Below are 16,210 nucleotides of genomic sequence, written 5' to 3'. Positions count from 1 at the left end.
ACTCACTAAGGTAAGAGAGATGAGAAAGTTTTTCGTTTTATTGCTTGTAAGTAATTTTGCTCTCGGGGCAATAGCACAAGCTGCCTCGGCGAATAGCACTTGGAAATATGTCGGAGCTAAGGAATATTTTGGTGATACTAATCTTATCGAGCCCTTTCACGTTGGAAGTGTACAAATTATCGATGGGAAGCTTTCCGTATCACCTTCGTGCGCCACAACTGTAAAGGCCGAACCCTATGATTCCTCAAGGATTTTCCAAAGTTTGTTACGTCAGAAGATAAGCTTGGCTGAGGTCAGGAAATACTTTAAGGATCGGTTGCAGTTCGAGCTTGATAGCGTAACTACTGTATACACGGCGGATGTTTCTGATTGCTCCAGAATATTTGCGAAAATATTAATTCAGGGTGACCGCATGGTTGCTGTACATCAAGCGACTACTTTTTATATGTTTACACGTGAGGTTGCGCCAATACAGAATGTTGGGCGCCCAGGAAGTCATCCAACATTGAAGGTAACGCCTCTTCCATTAAACCTGGCCAATTATGTCAACTTATGTCAGCCAGCAATTCCATGAAGGCACGGGATCCCGCAAGTGTCTGCGGTTTGTGCACCTGCTTTTTATCCGTATGTAGCAGCTTGGAGCTTGGCTGTGAGGTATAATAAGAAGGAAATCGCCAGTTTCAAAGGATCAGATGATCCAGCGTATCTGGAACACCTAAAGTTTGATTATGCAGAAGGGCTGAAAAGTTCGGAAGAGGAACTTAAAGAAATAATGAAGAGGAAGCCTTGAAAACGATGTTTTGCTTCCTGCACAGCCGGCTTTGACTTCTGCCCAACATGCCGAAGTATTCTTCGGACCATATGTCTGGCGTGAGTTGTCTATCGGATGAGTTTTGGAGTTCTGCAGGCGGGAAAATTTTATGATTTTCTCGAAACGGAATGATATGATGAAATATATCGCTGTGTTCGTTTTCTTTTCGACGGTGTGTGCATGTGCGGACGCACAAAGTGATTCGACAGGCACCTATGGTGCACAAGTCGGAATAGTAAACCATACTGGACGGTACATTTATGCAACCATGGTCGGTGACAGTGGCGGGGGGCATTCTGATAAATACAATCCTGGGGTAGCAAATATCTGCTGTGTAACGTTACCAGATAAGTGGAATCCGAAACTGGAGTTCCTGGTGCGATGGGACATGCCGGAAGGTACCAAACACGTGTGGAGGGAGAAGCTTGTTAAAGTCCAGCAATATGATAAGCCCGGAAGTCTTTATCTGCACTTTTTCCAAGATGATGAAGTGCGAATTGTTGTAACAAATTGGGCCGGGAGCTCGCCGAAGCATCCTATTGCACCACCTCCTGAAGCAGAGTAAGTAATTTAGCCAAATTAGGATGATACTTGCTACAGCCAGCAAAATTCTTCTTGCCATGAGCAGTATGTGATCAACGTCGGCAAATAGGGGGATCATATGCGTGCGGCAATAGCGTGTTGCCTTACGCGAGCATATCGATCCACCATTGGCCTCTCATCCTGCTGCCTTGTAGGGACCCCTATCAAGCAGTGTATGTATAACCCCAGTAGAGTCGGCGGGCCGATTTTAGATACGGCTCTGCGGAAAGTTGATGCATACGGAAAAGCTGGAGAAAATGCGTTAGCAGACGTGTAAGCGTGGCACTGGGCCGTACGCTGCGCACATCACGCAGATTCTCTCGACAAGCAATAAATATACAGGAGCAGAATGATAAAGCATATTGTTCTCGCTGCCGCCATGTTTGGCGCCGCGGCCGCGCGAGCTGAAATACTGGCCGAAACGGAATGCTACGTCCGCGTAACGCCGAGTAATGACGGGAAAATCGTCCGTCTCATATTCCGCCGCTACGTGGACATGGAACTGAAGAAGGAGGTAGGCTCATTCGTACAGTACAACCATACGAAAGAGATCATCCCGCTAGTATTTTCAAGGCACTTGGATACAGACACCGACTCTCCAGATCTGGGAAATTATGAGGACACCAGAATAGAGATCTTGGGCAATAGAGTGGCCGGGGAGTACAAGTTTATTCAAACCGGCGCCGGTCATAGACAAGGACGATACGTACGCTATACCAGCGCGAAGAACCGAAAACCGGTCATCTTCCACCATACGGGCAGTGACGACGATACCTCGTGCAAGTTAACTACTAAGAATTGACCATTCAATCCTGTGAGGTTGGGTTGGAGCCAAACCGGAGCGTGGAATGCAAAGCGAAATGGTGATGAGATTATTCCTGCTCGACGAGCTTTGATCAAACCGATGTTTTAGAAAAAATGGGGTAAGCGTGTCTACTCTGCAGAAAGCGATTTCCATCGCAATAGAAGCGCATGCAGGACAGTTCGATAAGGCAGGTGCGCCTTACATATCGCACCCATTACGGGTCATGCAGCGATGCGTGACTGAAAGTGAACAGATTGCCGCCGTACTGCACGATGTAGTGGAAGACACGAACGTCACGATGTGTGACCTTCAGCGTCATGGCTTTTCCGATGAGATCATTGCCGCATTGCAATGCCTCACGAAAAAGCATGGGGAACAGTATGAGGAGTTCATTTCCAGGGTGATGACCAACCACCTGGCACGGCGTGTAAAAATGGCCGATCTGATCGATAATCTGGACTGCTCACGCTTGCGAACGGTAGATGAAAGTGATCTGGCGAGGATAAAGCGATATGTGGCGGCACTGAACCGTTTGCGCGATGAGTGATGCAGCTAGGTTTCCTGACGCCATTGCCGTCTTTGGAAAGCTTGGATCTCGCTGAGAGTTGTCACGTACCCCGAAGCAAGGGCATAGCAGAGGCGGGATAGCCTAGGATTCCCCGATTTTTTGCATTAAAGTCTCGCTGTGCTCATCTGTGAAACCGAGGTATGCCATTAGCGGCGTGACTCACTTCTTAACTAGAGCTGAGGACGGGTACCGACCGGTGCCGAGTATTTCGCATCTCTTCGTGAAAAGCGTCGATGAAAACTCTTCGATACATAATTTCTCGCATTGCTGCGATCCTCCTTGCCGCGTCTCCTGCTTACTTTCTACTTGGATGTAATTTTCCCCGAACGACAGTAACTCTCGATATCGTGTATTTCAATTACCTCGGCCGGCCACTATACAATGCGTCGATTGATGGCAAGGCTAGCCGCAGCCTCGATCCCTACCCGGAGACCGGGGGCAGCGCCATCTCCGGTGTTGCGCTTGCGACAGGCATCAAGAAGGTGACTTGGGTATTGGATGGGCCGGCTGGCGCGCCTGGAAATGGTGAGACGATTCATGCAAAGAACTCCGCTTTATTGGACGGCGGGCTGGAGGGCGCGCGCTACCTCGGCGTCCATATCTACCCGGACGCGACAGTGGAGCTGATACCGTCGCGTCATTATCCGAGGCCGACCGAGAAAGGCATCGCACTTGCCGGGCAATCGAAACAGTGATGGCGTACTTTCTCCGGCCGGGTTTCGCCCACGCCAGCGACTCTTTCAGGCTCCACGGGCAGATGTCTGCCGTGATACGCGGTGGCGCGGGGCGCTGCGCACTACTACCTTGCCCAGACGTTGAAAGAATCGACGTGTATATTCAATGAGACTTCGACGATGAAAGAGTGGAGATCGCAAGGCTGCCCCGTCTGCCGCCACCAATGGACTAGCGGAAAGCACCCGCCTGAGCTGGCCGTGAACCTGGCTTTACACGCCAGGCTTCATCGTTGTACAGCCTGCGCGGCCTATTGGGAACAAAATGAACGGTACGCCAATGTCGTCGACGAAACGTACGTGCGCGGGAACTACCCCGAATGCATACCCCCGCAGAAATGACACGGCACGATCCTGAAAGCCAGTCGGGAAGGAGAGCCGTCAATGGTTGATGCGGCCGACATGATACTGCGCGAACTCGCAGCGCATTCCACTGAAAAGGAAGGCTTCGCCAGGGATGATTTCGATGCCCTGACTGACCAGCAGCGGCATCTGCTGGTCGAGCCATTCTTTGCCGATCTGGCGGACGGCGATGCAGCAGCAGTGGCCCCCCTTCAATGGCTACTGGGCGAGCAGTATGTGTCCTGCCTTCGGTCACGCCTGGAAAACTTGCCGGTCGGTGCGCCAGGGCTCGTGTTCGTTCCCTACTGGCTGTACGAGGCCACCCGGGATGAATTGCACCTGGCAAAGATGATGGCGGAAATCATGCGCGCCGATCCGTCGTGGGCGCGCCGGCGTCATGCGGTCGGTGGCTATCTGCGGAGAGCGATAGGAAAAAGTCCCGTGTTCTGGGATTTCTGCCGGTACCTGATCCTCCACGATAGCGATCCTTCGATGAAGAAAACAGCGCTGGTCTGGCTGGCCCAGGAAAAAGAATACGGGCTGGTCGAGCTCACGCTGGATCACAGGCTGGCCAATTGCCTCGCGGGCATGACGGGGCCGGGCGGCCCAACGGTGGAGGCCATGAAAATCCTGGATGCCTTGCATTCCGACACGGGAGCCTTCGCCGCATCGATGGAACGAGCGAAAAACGATGCCGCCACGAGGCGCCATCCCGACTACTCCAAGCAAACACACGCCACACCATGAATGCGTACCAACGATTCCTCGGGTTCTTCGAGATGCACAATAAAGAGCGGCTGGATGGCCTGGATGACAGTTATTTTGCCGCGATGTCCTGTGATGAAAGAGCCAGGGCATTCGAGTTCTTGCTGGAGAAGGTCGAGGCGGGCGGTTCCGAGGAAAGCGTGCATGGCCTGTTTCGCGCGGATTCACTTCGGGCTATCGAACCCGTGAAAGCTTTACTCGAAAGCGGGCGGCTGCGTCCACGGGCGGAGATCGCCGCGGCGTGGAACCTTTGTCGCTTCGGGGCAGACGTACCGGTGCTCCCGGTCTTCATCAAAGGCATGTCCAGCGCCGATAGCGAGGCAAGGACGAACGCAGCGTATTACGTGCCCGTCGATCCGCTGACGGATGGCGTCAAGGCGGCATTCGAGAAGATGATTCGTACGGAAACGACGCAACTGGCGCGGATTCATGCCGTCAACGGGCTGTTGAGCGGGTGTGGCGTTACCAAGGAGTCGGTTGGCAAAAGCACCTATCTGGAAATCTACCGGGGCTTGCACAGCGCCGATATGCGGGCCAAGGAAGCGGCGTTCGAACGCCTGGATGCGATCCGCCAGACGATGAACTGAAGCCGCCAGGCTTCGCCAGCGCTGGTGGAGTCCGGACCTGCGGACTTTACCGTTACGACTATCCCGCGCGGCACCGTACGCGCATTTTCCTCCCGCCCACCGCCCTGAACGCGTGCCGTTCGTAAAACTGCAGCGCCCCGGCAAACTCCGGCAGCGGCGGCGTGCACAGCTCCATGCACGCCCAGCCACGCTGCGGCGCCAGTACCAGCGCGGCCTCCAGTAACGCCGATCCGGCCGATTGGCTGCGGTATTGCGGCAGCACGTAGCATTCCTGGATGATGCCGATCTTGCCTTCGGCATACAGCGCATGGCTCTCGGCGATCGTCACCACGCCTACCGCCTGCTCGCCGCTGTACGCAAGCAGCACGGTATAAATGCCTTCCTCGATCCAGCGCGCGCAGAGCCGCGCGGTCAGCGGTTCGTTGTGGTCGAAGTGACTCTGGTCGTTGGTACGGTCGCAGATTTCCTGCGTCAGCGCGGTGATCAGGGAAGCGACGATGGGCGCGTGCCCGGCGGTGGCGGTGGTGACATGAAGACTCAACGCGAAAGCTCCATTTCTGCGAGCCCGTGGCCGGCGATGGACCGGCCAGGCGGGCGATTGTTAGAATGGCACGATCATAGCGCATGGGCGCGTCATCGATCCATGCATGCCTGTTGCCGATGGGGCGCTGCGGGATCGCGTCGCCGATGTCTCGTTGAACGGAAAGCCAAGGGGAAAGTCAAGTGGGTTATCACGTCACCATCCTGCGCACCGAAGCAGGAGTCCGGCAGCCGATCACGGAGGACGAAGTGCGCAGTGCCATCGTGCCCATGGCGGGGCGGCTTGAAATCATCCCGGGTGCGAAGGAGTGGTGCCTGGGCCAGCCCGGGTTGGGCGACGACAGCGAGGCGCTATGGCTGGACGATGGCGAATTGTGGACGAAAAATCCCAGCGAGCCTTTCGTCGCTCTGATGATCGAGCTGGCGGGCTACCTTGGCGCGCGCGTGCGCGGTGACGAAGGCGAAACCTATCGTTCGCTCGACGATGTGTACATCCACCCCGACGACAAGGCCGATCCGCATGCGGCTGATGCGCCCGGGCCAGGCAACGTCCGCATCGCATGGGGAACGTGGTGGCGGCGCGGGGTGCTTGGCTTCGTCATCGTCGTGGCGGTGGTCCAGCTGTATCGCCATCTCGCGTAAGGCCCTCCCATGAACAGGATCCTCGGCTGCCTCGTGCTCGCGCTCACGGCCAGCATCGCCCGTGCCGCCCCGGCATTCCCGGATGCGGTGGATAAAGCCGTGCAGGCGGTCCTGCGCGCCACCGGCGCGCGCGGTCTGGCCGTTGCCGTCATCGAGCCGGGCAAGCCTCCCTTCATCCGCACCTGGGGCGAGCGCAACGCAGCCGGGGCGAAGCTCGAACCGCACACCATCATGTACGGCGCCTCGCTGACGAAGACGGTTTTCGCCTACCTCGTGGCGCAACTGGCCAGCGAAGGAAAGCTCGAGCTGGACCGGCCGCTGGCCGATTACCTGGCAAAGCCGCTGCCTGATTACGGTAATCTGCCGGCGTATGGCAAATGGGGCGACCTGCGCGGCGACGAACGTTGGCGTCGCGTCACGGCACGCATGGTGCTCACCCACTCGACCGGCTTTGCCAACTTCGCCTTCGTGGAACCGGACGGCAAGCTGCGCATCCACTTCGATCCGGGCAGCCGCTATGCGTATTCCGGCGAAGGCATCATGCTGCTGCAGTTCGCGCTGGAGCAGGGGCTCGAGCTGGACGTGGGCGCCGAACTGCAGCGCCGCGTGTTCGACCGCTTCGGCATGCGCGATACGAGCCTGCGGTGGCGGCCGGACTTCGCGCGCAACCTGGCCGATGGCTGGACCATCGACGGCAAGCCGGAACCGCATGATGAGCGCAGCCGCGTGCGCGCGGCGGGATCGATGGATACCACCATCATGGACATGGCGCGCTTCGCCGCCGCGCTGGTCGATGGCGAAGTCCTGGGCAAGGCCGCGCACGACGACATGCTGCGCCCGCAACTGCCGATTACCACGCGCTCGCAGTTCCCCACGCTGCAGGCGGAGGCGCCCCAGGCAGCGCGTATCGCCGGGCTGTCGGCGGGGCTCGGGCTGGTCACGTTCACGGGGCCGCAAGGGCCGGGCTTCTTCAAGGGGGGCCACAACGACTCCACCGGCAATATGCTGGTGTGCCTGCGCGTGCAGCGGCGCTGCGTGGTCATCCTGTCGAACGACGTGCGCGCCGAACCGGCGTTCAGCGCCATCGTGCGCGCCGCGCTCGGCGACACCGGCATGCCGTGGCACTGGGAGTATGGCAAGCGGTGAGAGGCATGCGCCGTCACGCAACGATCAACACCTTGATCGAAACGTCGTGCGGAACCGTAGTGGTAACGTGAACACATACCGTAAGTCAATCATGTCGGCAAGCTGATATTTCAGCTTGTTGCTGCCTGCCGACTCTTCATCCTGTATCACTCAACTCACTGACTGTTTGCCAATACACCGCTCAAATGCCGGTGCTGGTCTTCTAGAATCGAATCGAGAGGCAACTGCCTTTCATATTGATAATAAGATCCCGGAGACCAGAAACATGCCATCGAACCGCTCCACGCGTGACCGTATCCGCCCCACGGTGTGCGCCACCGCTGTCGCCACCGCCCTGTCCCTGCTGGCGTTTGAAACGGCCAGCGCCCAGCAGGCCCCCGCTGCCCAACAGGCTTCCAACGTCGTCGTCGTTTCCGGTACCCGGGCATCGGTGGCGTCGGCGATCGACCGCAAGAAAAACGCTTCCACGATCGTCGATTCGATCGTGGCCGAAGACATCGGCGAATTCCCCGACAAGAACGTGGGCGAGGCGCTGTCGCGCGTGACCGGCGTGCAGCTGTCGCGCGATTTCGGCGAGGGCTCGCAGGTGAACATCCGCGGCGTGGAAGCCAACCTGAATCGGGTGGAGATCAATGGCCTGTCCGTGCTGTCGACGAATGGCACCGCCGGCCGCGGCGCGGAGCTGCGCGAACTGCCGGCGGAACTGATCAAGTCGATCGACGTGGCCAAGGGCGTGACGGCCGACCAGACCGAAGGTGGCATCGGCGGTACGGTGAGCATCAAGACGAACATGCCGCTGGACTTCAAGACGCGCACGCTGGTGACCAAGCTGGAAGCGGAACACAGCACCAACCGCGGCGGCGTCGACCCGCGTGGCAGCATCCTGTTTGCCGACAAGTTCCTGAACGGCCGGCTGGGCGTGATGGCCAACGTGGTGTACGACAAGGTCATGACGCAGAACGACTATGCGCGCAACAGTAACTGGCGCTACTTCCGCGACTGGGATTTGTCGCCCGAGAAAACCAACACCAGCCTGAATCCGGCGGCGGCCGCCGTTGCCGACAAGGCCGGCTGCGCCGCGCTCACCGGCGCCAACAAGTCCGCCTGCGAAAGCCAGTGGAACGATTATTCGCCGGGCGTGCCGCGCTACGGTATCTGGACACGCGACCACAAGCGCTCCAGCGCGGAGCTGACGGCGCAGTACCGCATCAACAACGGCTTCGATGTCTGGGCGCGCTACAACAAGAACGACCAGAAGCAGATGCTGAACGACCGCAACTACACCACGGACTTCGGCTCGCTGCACCGCTTCTCCACCGGCGGCGTGGCGCCCACCTATGGCGCCGATGGCAACATCCTGGCGGGTTCGCCGACCGCCACGTGCGCCAACCCGGCCGCTGGCGTGACGCCGCCGGGCATGACCTTCGTGAACCACGTCATGACCGAGTTCTCTGCCGGCACGTGCCAGAACGTGCCGGGGCAGGGCGCCTCGTACAACTTCGATACGGCGGCGCGCGATTTCGCGCTGAACATCAATTCGAACTACAAGTCGGCCGGTTTCAACTGGAAGAACAGCCAGTGGTCGGTCGATGGCCTGGTGGCCAAGTCCGACTCGTTCTACGAGCTGCACACGAACCTGATCTCGATGGCCGGCAACATCCCTGGCCTGAAGGTCAAGCTGGACGACCAGGGCCTGCCGAAGTTCACCTTCCCGGCCGGCTATGATCCGAAGGACAGCAGCACCTATACCCGTATCCGCTCGCAGTACCAGCCGTCGTTCACGGAAAACACGGAAGACCAGGTCAAGCTCGACCTGAAATGGCGGCCTGATTTGCCGTTCCTGAAGTCGATCTGGTTCGGTGGCCAGGGCCGCCGCGCCACGGCCGAACAGTATCGCTGGACCGGCTACCTGGTTCCCAACAATCCCGACAGCACCGCGGACGACGTGTACGTGCGCAGCCCGGAAGTGCTGCACGAGATCATCCACGACCCGCGCAACACCAGCGGCGTGCTGCGCAACAATGGCGCCATCATCCCCGGCACGAACCTCACCGCCAACAACACCACGCGCTACGTGACGGCGGGCGAGATGGCTTCGCTGGTCGACGCGATCCGCACCAACACGCCGGGCAGTTTCCTGAACGGCTATAGCGGCCTGTCCGGCTACCCGGACGGCTGGATGGCGCCGAGCTTCGCCCAGTCGACGCAGTACTTCGACCTGTCGCGCTACAACCACGACCTGCTGACGCAGTCGATCGGCAACGACGGCAAGAGCTATCCGATGCCGCCGCAGTTCGCCGTCGAGGAGCGCATCCGCGCCTTCTACGTGCGGGCCGACTTCGCGCATGAGCTGTTCGGTATCGAGTGGGACGGCAACGTGGGCGTGCGCTATACGGGCACGCGCACCCGCGCCAAGGGCCTGCAATCGTCGCGCGCCTACCGGCTCGATTCGAACGGCGTGCGCGTCGAGGACATCAAGTCGAACCGGATCATCACGGTGGAAAACAAGTACAGCGATGTGCTGCCGAGCTTCAACCTGGCCGGCTGGCTGGTGCCGGACAAGCTGGTGGCCCGCATCGGCTGGGGCAAGGTGATGTCGCGCCCGCCGATCGACAAGCTGACGCCGAACTACAGCTGCATCGCCGGCAGCGGCCAGTCGATCTTCAGCGGCGATGGCGGCACCGACGACTGCACGGCCGGCAACGTGAACCTGGAGCCGTTCCGCGCCACCAACAAGGACGCCAGCGTGGAGTGGTATCCGTCGGTGGACAGCCAGCTGTCGCTGGCCTTCTTCCGCAAGGATATCAATACCTACATCCAGAACGACGTGACGCTGCCGAACGTGAACCTGTTCAACGACGGCGTGCTGTGGGACGTGAAGACGTCGATCAACAGCCGCGGCACCACCACGAAGGGTTGGGAGCTGGCGGGACGCACGGCGCTGACGATGCTGCCGGGCCTGTTCAGCGGCCTGGGGCTCGATGCCAACTACACCCGCATGAGCTTCAAGTACGCGCCCGGCAACGAGCTGTTCAACCCGCTGGACAACTCGGTGCTGCCATACCCCGGCCTGTCGCGCAACAGCTACAACGTGGGCGTGTGGTATGACCTGGGCAAGTGGAACGCGCGCCTGGCCTACAACTACCGCGATGGCTACTACACGGGCACGGTGGATGCGAACGCCCAGTTGCCAGTGTATGGCGAGAAGACCGGCTTCCTGGACGCCAAGCTGCAGTTCCGCGCCACCGACAACCTGACGCTGTCGGTCGAAGGCAAGAACCTGACGGACGAGGGCCAGTTCCTGAACGCCGGCTCGACGTCGCGGCGCAACGAGCTGGCCTGGTCGGGACGGCGCTATTTCGTGGGGGCGACGTACAAGTTCTGATGTTTCTGTGACGCGGTGATGGCATGCATGTCATCACCGCTTCCTGATACCGGCTTCCGGAGACCCAACACGGCACGTGATGCACTCGTAGCGTTGGCGCACTGGTGTCGGACACCGGTTCCTCCACGCACGGTCAGTATGCTGCCGAGACCGGTGTCCGACACCGCAGGTGTCCGACACCAGTAGCGCGAACGCACTCCCGAAATACCTGCACCAGCGGCAGGCACCAGCCATCTGGCCATCTGGCACCCTTCTTGCAACGCAAAGCTGCATCGCTGCGAACAGCACAGGAGGTTGACCATGGCTCACCATTTCAATGCACCGTTGCGTACGCTGCTGGCGCTGGCCTGGTGGTTCGGTGCCGCCAGCGCCATGGCCGCCAACCCGCTTGGTTTCGCCGTTGCCGCCGCCCCGTCGATGTTCGTGCTTGCCGTGGCGGAGGCGGCGCCCGACAGCGCCGATGGCAAGGCCGTGAAGGCGGTGGAGCCACGCCAGCCGCCGCCAGAGACGCCAGCGCCGGTTGCGCGGTCCAGCCGGCAAGCCGCCTCGCAGCCCGTGCCCGAAGAACGGGTAGACGACCGCAAGGTCTCGCTGCGCTGAGGCGCGGTGGGGCACCGCGCCGGTGCACCGGCGCCTCGCTACAGGGATGCTGCCCCGAATGCGGGCACCGGCGTGCTCCTCACAGCTTGAACGGATTGCGCTCGTTCAGCTCATCCATGTAGGCTTCGATCCCGCCGCTTTCCCGTTCCAGGAAGCGCTCGACGGCATCGGCGAAGGCCGGATGCGCGAGCCAGTGCGCCGACCAGGTGCGCGTGGGCAGGAAGCCGCGCGCCATCTTGTGCTCGCCCTGCGCGCCGCCCTCGAAGGTGGCGATGCCCTGTTCGATGCAGAATTCCAGCGGCTGGTAATAGGCGGTCTCGAAATGCAGGCAGGGCACGTGCTCCAGCGCGCCCCAGTAGCGGCCGTACAGCGTGTCTTCCGTGTGGATCAGCAGCGATGACGCGATCGGCCTGCCGTCCCGCTCCGCGATGACCAGCAGGATATTGTGCGGCATGGCCGCGCCGATGCGCTGGAAGAAGTCCAGGTTCAGGTAGGGCGACGAGTGGTGTTCCGCGTAGGTGTTGCGGTAGCAGCGGTGGAAGAAGCGCCAGTCGGCATCGGTCGCATCCACTCCGCGCACGCGGCGCATCGTCACGCCGGCCTCGCGCACCTTGCGCCGCTCGGCGCGGATGTTCTTGCGCTTCTTGTGCTCCAGCGAGGCCAGGAAGGCATCGAAGTCCGCATAGTGCTCGTTGAGCCAGTGGAATTGCACGCCGCTGCGCAGCAGGAAGCCGGCGTCGCGCAGCGTATCGGCCTGCGCCTGCGGCGGGTACAGCACGTGGGTAGACGATACGCCGGAGCCTTCCTGCTGCTCGCTCAGCAGCGCCACGAGCGCCGCCCTGGCTTCCTCGGTGCGCGCCATCAGCCGCGATCCCGTCACGGGCGTAAACGGAATCGCCGACAGCAGCTTCGGGTAGTACTCCACGCCGTTGCGGTGATACGCATCGGCCCAGGCCCAGTCGAACACATACTCGCCATACGAATGGGATTTCACGTACAGCGGCATCGCGGCGGCCAGTTCGTCGCCATCCCACAGCGCCAGGTATTGCGGCTGCCAGCCGGTTTTCTCGCTGGCGCTGCCCGATTCGTGCAGCGCATGGAGGAAGGCGTACGACAGGAAAGGGTTCGGCGCGCGGCCGGGGTCCTGTTGCGCGAGCAGTGCGTTCCAGGCGGCTTCGCCAGCCTGCGACAGGGAAGAAAGGACGGCGGTTCGAAAGCTCATCGGGGCATTGTACGGGAGTTCGGCGGGCGTTGCCGGCCGCGAGGACGGGTGCAAACCGGCGCACGCGGCATGCCGATTTCCGTGCCTGGCATGGCGGCCGGGGCAGGGGTGCGGGACCGCGGCGGCATTGCCGAGGGGTCAATGTTAAAATCTTCGGCATTCGACGCGAAGACAAGCCCCATGCCGCAATCCTTCCACAACCTGTACACCCATGATTTCGTCCGCGTAGCCGTGGCCGTGCCGCGCTGCCGCGTGGCCGATCCGCTCTACAACGCCCAGCAGACCATCGCGCTGGCCGAGCAGGTCGCCGCCAGGGGCGCCGTGCTGGCGGCGTTTCCCGAGCTGGGCCTGTCGGCCTATACGTGCGACGACCTGTTCCACCAGCGCGCGCTGCTCGACGCGGTGCAGGTCGCGCTGGGCAAGATCGTCGAGTCATCGATCCGGATCCCGGTGACGATGATCGTCGGCATGCCGCTGCGGGTCGACCACCGGCTGTTCAATTGCGCGGTGGTGGTGCACGGCGGCCGCATCCTCGGCGTGGTGCCGAAGATCTACCTGCCGAACTATAACGAGTTCTACGAGGTGCGGCAGTTCAGCTCCGCGGACGATGCGGTGGCCACGGAAGTCGAGCTGCTGGGCCAGCGCGTGCCGTTCGGCGCCGACCTGCTGTTCCAGGCCGCCAACCTGCCGCTGTTCCGCTTCCACGCCGAGATCTGCGAGGACGTGTGGGTGCCGATCCCGCCATCGTCCTACGCGGCGCTGGCCGGCGCCACGGTGCTGGTGAACCTGTCGGCCTCGAACATCGTGGTGGGCAAATCGGATTACCGCCACCAGCTCGTGGGCCAGCAGTCCGGCCGGTGCATGGCGGCCTACCTGTATTCGTCGGCGGGGCGGGGCGAGTCGAGCACCGACCTGTCGTGGGATGGCCAGGCGCTGATCTACGAGAATGGCGAGCTGCTGGCCGAGTCCGAGCGCTTCCAGGACGACTCGCACACGATCTTCGCGGACGTGGACCTGGAGCGGCTGTCGCGCGACCGCATGCGCACCAATACCTGGGGCGACTCGGTGCGGCGCCATGCGCAGCAGGTCGAGGCGTTCCGCGTCGTCAAGTTCGCCGTCGAGCTGCCGGTGCAGGATGCGCTGCCGCTGCAGCGCACGGTGGCGCGCTATCCGTACGTGCCCGCCAATCCGGCCGTGCGCGACAAGCGCTGCATGGAGGTCTACAGCATCCAGGTGCAGGCGCTGGTGCAGCGGATGGGCGCCATCGGCATGAAGAAAGTCGTGATCGGCGTTTCCGGCGGCCTCGATTCCACGCACGCGCTGCTGGTGTGCGCCAAGGCGATGGACCGGCTGAACCTGCCGCGCACGAATATCCTGGCGTACACGATGCCCGGCTTCGCCACCAGCACGCGCACGCTGGAGCAGGCGCGCAAGCTGATGGATTTCGTGGGCTGCACGGCGCACGAGATCGACATCCGGCCCAGCTGCATCCAGATGCTGAAGGATATCGGCCACCCGTACTCGGAGGGCAAGGAAGAATACGACGTCACGTTCGAGAACGTGCAGGCGGGCGAGCGCACCAACCACCTGTTCCGGCTGGCGAACCACCACAACGGCATCGTGATCGGTACCGGCGACCTGTCCGAGCTGGCGCTGGGCTGGTGCACGTATGGCGTGGGCGACCATATGTCGCACTACAACGTGAACGCCAGCGTGCCGAAGACGCTGATCTCGCACCTGGTGCGCTGGGTGGCCGAGAGCCGCCAGTTCGGCGAAGCGGATTCGCAGGTGCTGCTCGACGTGGTCAATACCGAGATCAGCCCGGAGCTGGTGCCCGGCAAGGCCAACGACGCTGCGCCGGCACAGAGCACGCAGAGCGTGATCGGCCCGTACGAACTGCAGGACTTCAACCTGTACTACACGCTGCGCTTCGGCTTCGCGCCGGCCAAGGTGGCATTCCTGGCGCTGCATGCGTGGAAGGACCGCTCGGCCGGCGCATGGCCGGAAGACGCCCACGTGGTGCGCAACCAGTATGCGCTGAAGGACATCAAGCACAACCTCGGCATCTTCCTGCGCCGCTTCTTCCAGAGCCAGTTCAAGCGCACCTGCGTGCCGAACGCGCCGAAAGTGGGCTCGGGCGGTTCGCTGTCGCCGCGGGGCGACTGGCGCGCGCCGAGCGATGCGGAATCGGTGGTGTGGCTGGAGAACCTGAAGACCGTGCCGGATGCGTGATGCCGGCTGCCTGATGCCCGTACCGGGAGCCGGGTCCGGCGCCTGACCCAACAATTTTTATAAGGAGAATGCCATGAAACAGATTACCGCCATTATCAAGCCCTTCAAGCTCGACGAAGTGCGCGAGGCGCTGGCCGAAGTGAACGTGACGGGCCTGACCGTCACCGAAGTCAAGGGCTTCGGCCGCCAGAAGGGCCATACCGAGCTGTATCGGGGCGCCGAGTACGTGGTCGACTTCCTGCCGAAGGTGAAGGTGGAAGTGGTGGTCGACGACGGCGTGGCCGAGCAGGTGGTCGATGCCGTCATCAAGGCTGCCCGCACCGGCAAGATCGGCGACGGCAAGATTTTCGTGCAGAACGTGGAGCAGGTGGTGCGTATCCGTACCGGCGAGACGGGGCCGGACGCTGTTTGATGTAGCTGCCGATAGGGGTGTGCATGCGTTCACCCCAACGGCAGAGTCCGGGGTCAGACCCGGCGGGTCTGACCCCAGCCCTTAGCTGTTGGGGTAAATGCATGCACTTTCAATATGCCGGGAAAAGCTTAGCTTAACGGCATTGGAGCCTGACCCCGGTTTTTGCATTCTGGCCGTCCCCTACGGTCGCCCCACCCGCAAGTCGAACTTCCACGTCACCAGCCGCAGCACGGTGATCGTCGCCGCGGACGACCACAGCGCGATATCCTCCGTCACGCCCACCTGCTGCAGCAGGATGTACAGCCAGCAGCCGAAGAATGCGCAGATCGCGTACGGCTTGCCATCCCTGAATACCATCGGCACCTCGTTGCAGACGATGTCGCGCAGCACGCCGCCGAAGATCCCCGTGATCACGCCCATCATCGCCGCGATGAAGACCGGCATGTCCGCTGCCAGCGCCTGCGACACGCCGGCCACGGCGAACAGGCCGAGCCCCATCGCGTCGGCCACCACGATCAGGCGCTCCGACACGATGTGCCGCAGGTGCTTCATGAACGGCGCCACGGCCAGGGCCAGCACGAACAGCAGGATCGTGTATTCCTGGTGCTGCACCCAGAACAGGGGTCTTTTGTCGAGGAGGATGTCGCGCAGCGTGCCGCCGCCGAACGCGGCGATGAAGGCCACGATGATGACCCCCACGATATCCATCCGCTTGCGCCGCGCCTCGACGAATCCGGAGAACGCCCCGACCAGGATCGCGATGACTTCGATGACGGTGACGAGGGAAACGTGAGGAACGATTTTCATGCGGGCAGGGGAAGTGATGGTGCCCACAGGTTA

At 61.3% G+C, this 16,210-nt stretch carries 16 protein-coding genes; 13 read left to right on the top strand and 3 right to left on the bottom strand.

The genetic code is table 11. The features are described 5' to 3' along the window. Positions 1-19 precede the first annotated feature (19 nt). The 7 genes from EYF70_RS18960 (at position 20) to EYF70_RS18930 (ending at position 5,191) form a co-directional block, all read left to right on the top strand. Complete coding sequence (locus EYF70_RS18960) at positions 20-574, top strand: hypothetical protein (RefSeq protein WP_131146804.1); 555 nt, start codon at positions 20-22, stop codon at positions 572-574. Between the two features lie 346 nt (positions 575-920). Beyond that, on the top strand, positions 921-1,376 hold the full coding sequence (locus tag EYF70_RS18955; protein ID WP_131146803.1) for a DUF3304 domain-containing protein: 456 nt from the start codon (positions 921-923) through the stop codon (positions 1,374-1,376). Positions 1,377-1,742: 366 nt separating this feature from the next. Then, a complete protein-coding gene (locus EYF70_RS18950; protein ID WP_131146802.1) occupies positions 1,743-2,195 on the top strand; it encodes a hypothetical protein in 453 nt (150 codons plus the stop codon). A 127-nt stretch (positions 2,196-2,322) separates the two neighbouring features. Further along, the gene (locus EYF70_RS18945) at positions 2,323-2,745 is read left to right on the top strand and encodes an HD domain-containing protein (protein ID WP_131146801.1); all 423 of its coding nucleotides are present in this window, start codon (positions 2,323-2,325) and stop codon (positions 2,743-2,745) included. 254 nt (positions 2,746-2,999) lie between these two features. Further along, positions 3,000-3,461, top strand: coding sequence for a hypothetical protein (locus EYF70_RS18940; protein ID WP_131146800.1), 462 nt, complete (start codon positions 3,000-3,002; stop codon positions 3,459-3,461). 420 nt (positions 3,462-3,881) lie between these two features. Further along, positions 3,882-4,586, top strand: coding sequence for a hypothetical protein (locus EYF70_RS18935; RefSeq protein ID WP_131146799.1), 705 nt, complete (start codon positions 3,882-3,884; stop codon positions 4,584-4,586). After that, positions 4,583-5,191, top strand: a complete 609-nt coding sequence (locus EYF70_RS18930) for a hypothetical protein (protein WP_131146798.1) — start codon at positions 4,583-4,585, stop codon at positions 5,189-5,191. The genes EYF70_RS18935 and EYF70_RS18930 overlap by 4 nt, the downstream gene beginning before the upstream one ends. A 58-nt stretch (positions 5,192-5,249) precedes the next feature. Here EYF70_RS18930 and EYF70_RS18925 read toward each other — a convergent pair whose 3' ends face one another. Further along, entirely contained in the window at positions 5,250-5,732 is a 483-nt protein-coding gene (locus EYF70_RS18925; RefSeq protein WP_131146797.1) for a GNAT family N-acetyltransferase, read from the bottom strand. Between the two features lie 182 nt (positions 5,733-5,914). On the opposite strand from EYF70_RS18925, the gene EYF70_RS31390 reads away from it, so the two are divergent. From EYF70_RS31390 to EYF70_RS18905, 4 genes are all read left to right on the top strand, one after another. Further along, positions 5,915-6,373 carry a hypothetical protein gene (locus tag EYF70_RS31390; RefSeq protein ID WP_218943699.1) on the top strand — a complete coding sequence of 153 codons (459 nt, stop codon included), beginning with the start codon at positions 5,915-5,917 and terminating at the stop codon, positions 6,371-6,373. Between the two features lie 9 nt (positions 6,374-6,382). Beyond that, on the top strand, positions 6,383-7,519 hold the full coding sequence (locus EYF70_RS18915) for a serine hydrolase domain-containing protein (protein WP_131146796.1): 1,137 nt from the start codon (positions 6,383-6,385) through the stop codon (positions 7,517-7,519). Between the two features lie 265 nt (positions 7,520-7,784). Beyond that, the gene (locus tag EYF70_RS18910) at positions 7,785-10,904 is read left to right on the top strand and encodes a TonB-dependent receptor (RefSeq protein ID WP_131146795.1); all 3,120 of its coding nucleotides are present in this window, start codon (positions 7,785-7,787) and stop codon (positions 10,902-10,904) included. Positions 10,905-11,204: 300 nt separating this feature from the next. Further along, entirely contained in the window at positions 11,205-11,504 is a 300-nt protein-coding gene (locus EYF70_RS18905; protein ID WP_131146794.1) for a hypothetical protein, read from the top strand. Positions 11,505-11,583: 79 nt separating this feature from the next. Here EYF70_RS18905 and EYF70_RS18900 read toward each other — a convergent pair whose 3' ends face one another. Then, entirely contained in the window at positions 11,584-12,726 is a 1,143-nt protein-coding gene (locus EYF70_RS18900; protein WP_131146793.1) for a GNAT family N-acetyltransferase, read from the bottom strand. 180 nt (positions 12,727-12,906) lie between these two features. Between EYF70_RS18900 and EYF70_RS18895 the strand changes: the two genes are divergently transcribed. Both EYF70_RS18895 and EYF70_RS18890 read left to right on the top strand, forming a co-directional pair. Then, the gene (locus tag EYF70_RS18895) at positions 12,907-14,958 is read left to right on the top strand and encodes an NAD(+) synthase (RefSeq protein WP_131146792.1); all 2,052 of its coding nucleotides are present in this window, start codon (positions 12,907-12,909) and stop codon (positions 14,956-14,958) included. Between the two features lie 73 nt (positions 14,959-15,031). After that, complete coding sequence (locus EYF70_RS18890) at positions 15,032-15,370, top strand: P-II family nitrogen regulator (protein ID WP_131146791.1); 339 nt, start codon at positions 15,032-15,034, stop codon at positions 15,368-15,370. Positions 15,371-15,550: 180 nt separating this feature from the next. On the opposite strand, the gene EYF70_RS18885 is transcribed toward EYF70_RS18890, so the two are convergent. Beyond that, complete coding sequence (locus EYF70_RS18885; protein ID WP_131146790.1) at positions 15,551-16,177, bottom strand: trimeric intracellular cation channel family protein; 627 nt, start codon at positions 16,175-16,177, stop codon at positions 15,551-15,553. Positions 16,178-16,210 lie beyond the last annotated feature (33 nt).

This window comes from Pseudoduganella albidiflava, assembly GCF_004322755.1.
Classification (GTDB): Bacteria; Pseudomonadota; Gammaproteobacteria; order Burkholderiales; family Burkholderiaceae_D; genus Rugamonas; species Rugamonas albidiflava.
Note: the sequence above shows the minus strand (reverse complement) of the source record. Positions and strands in the feature narration are given on the sequence as shown.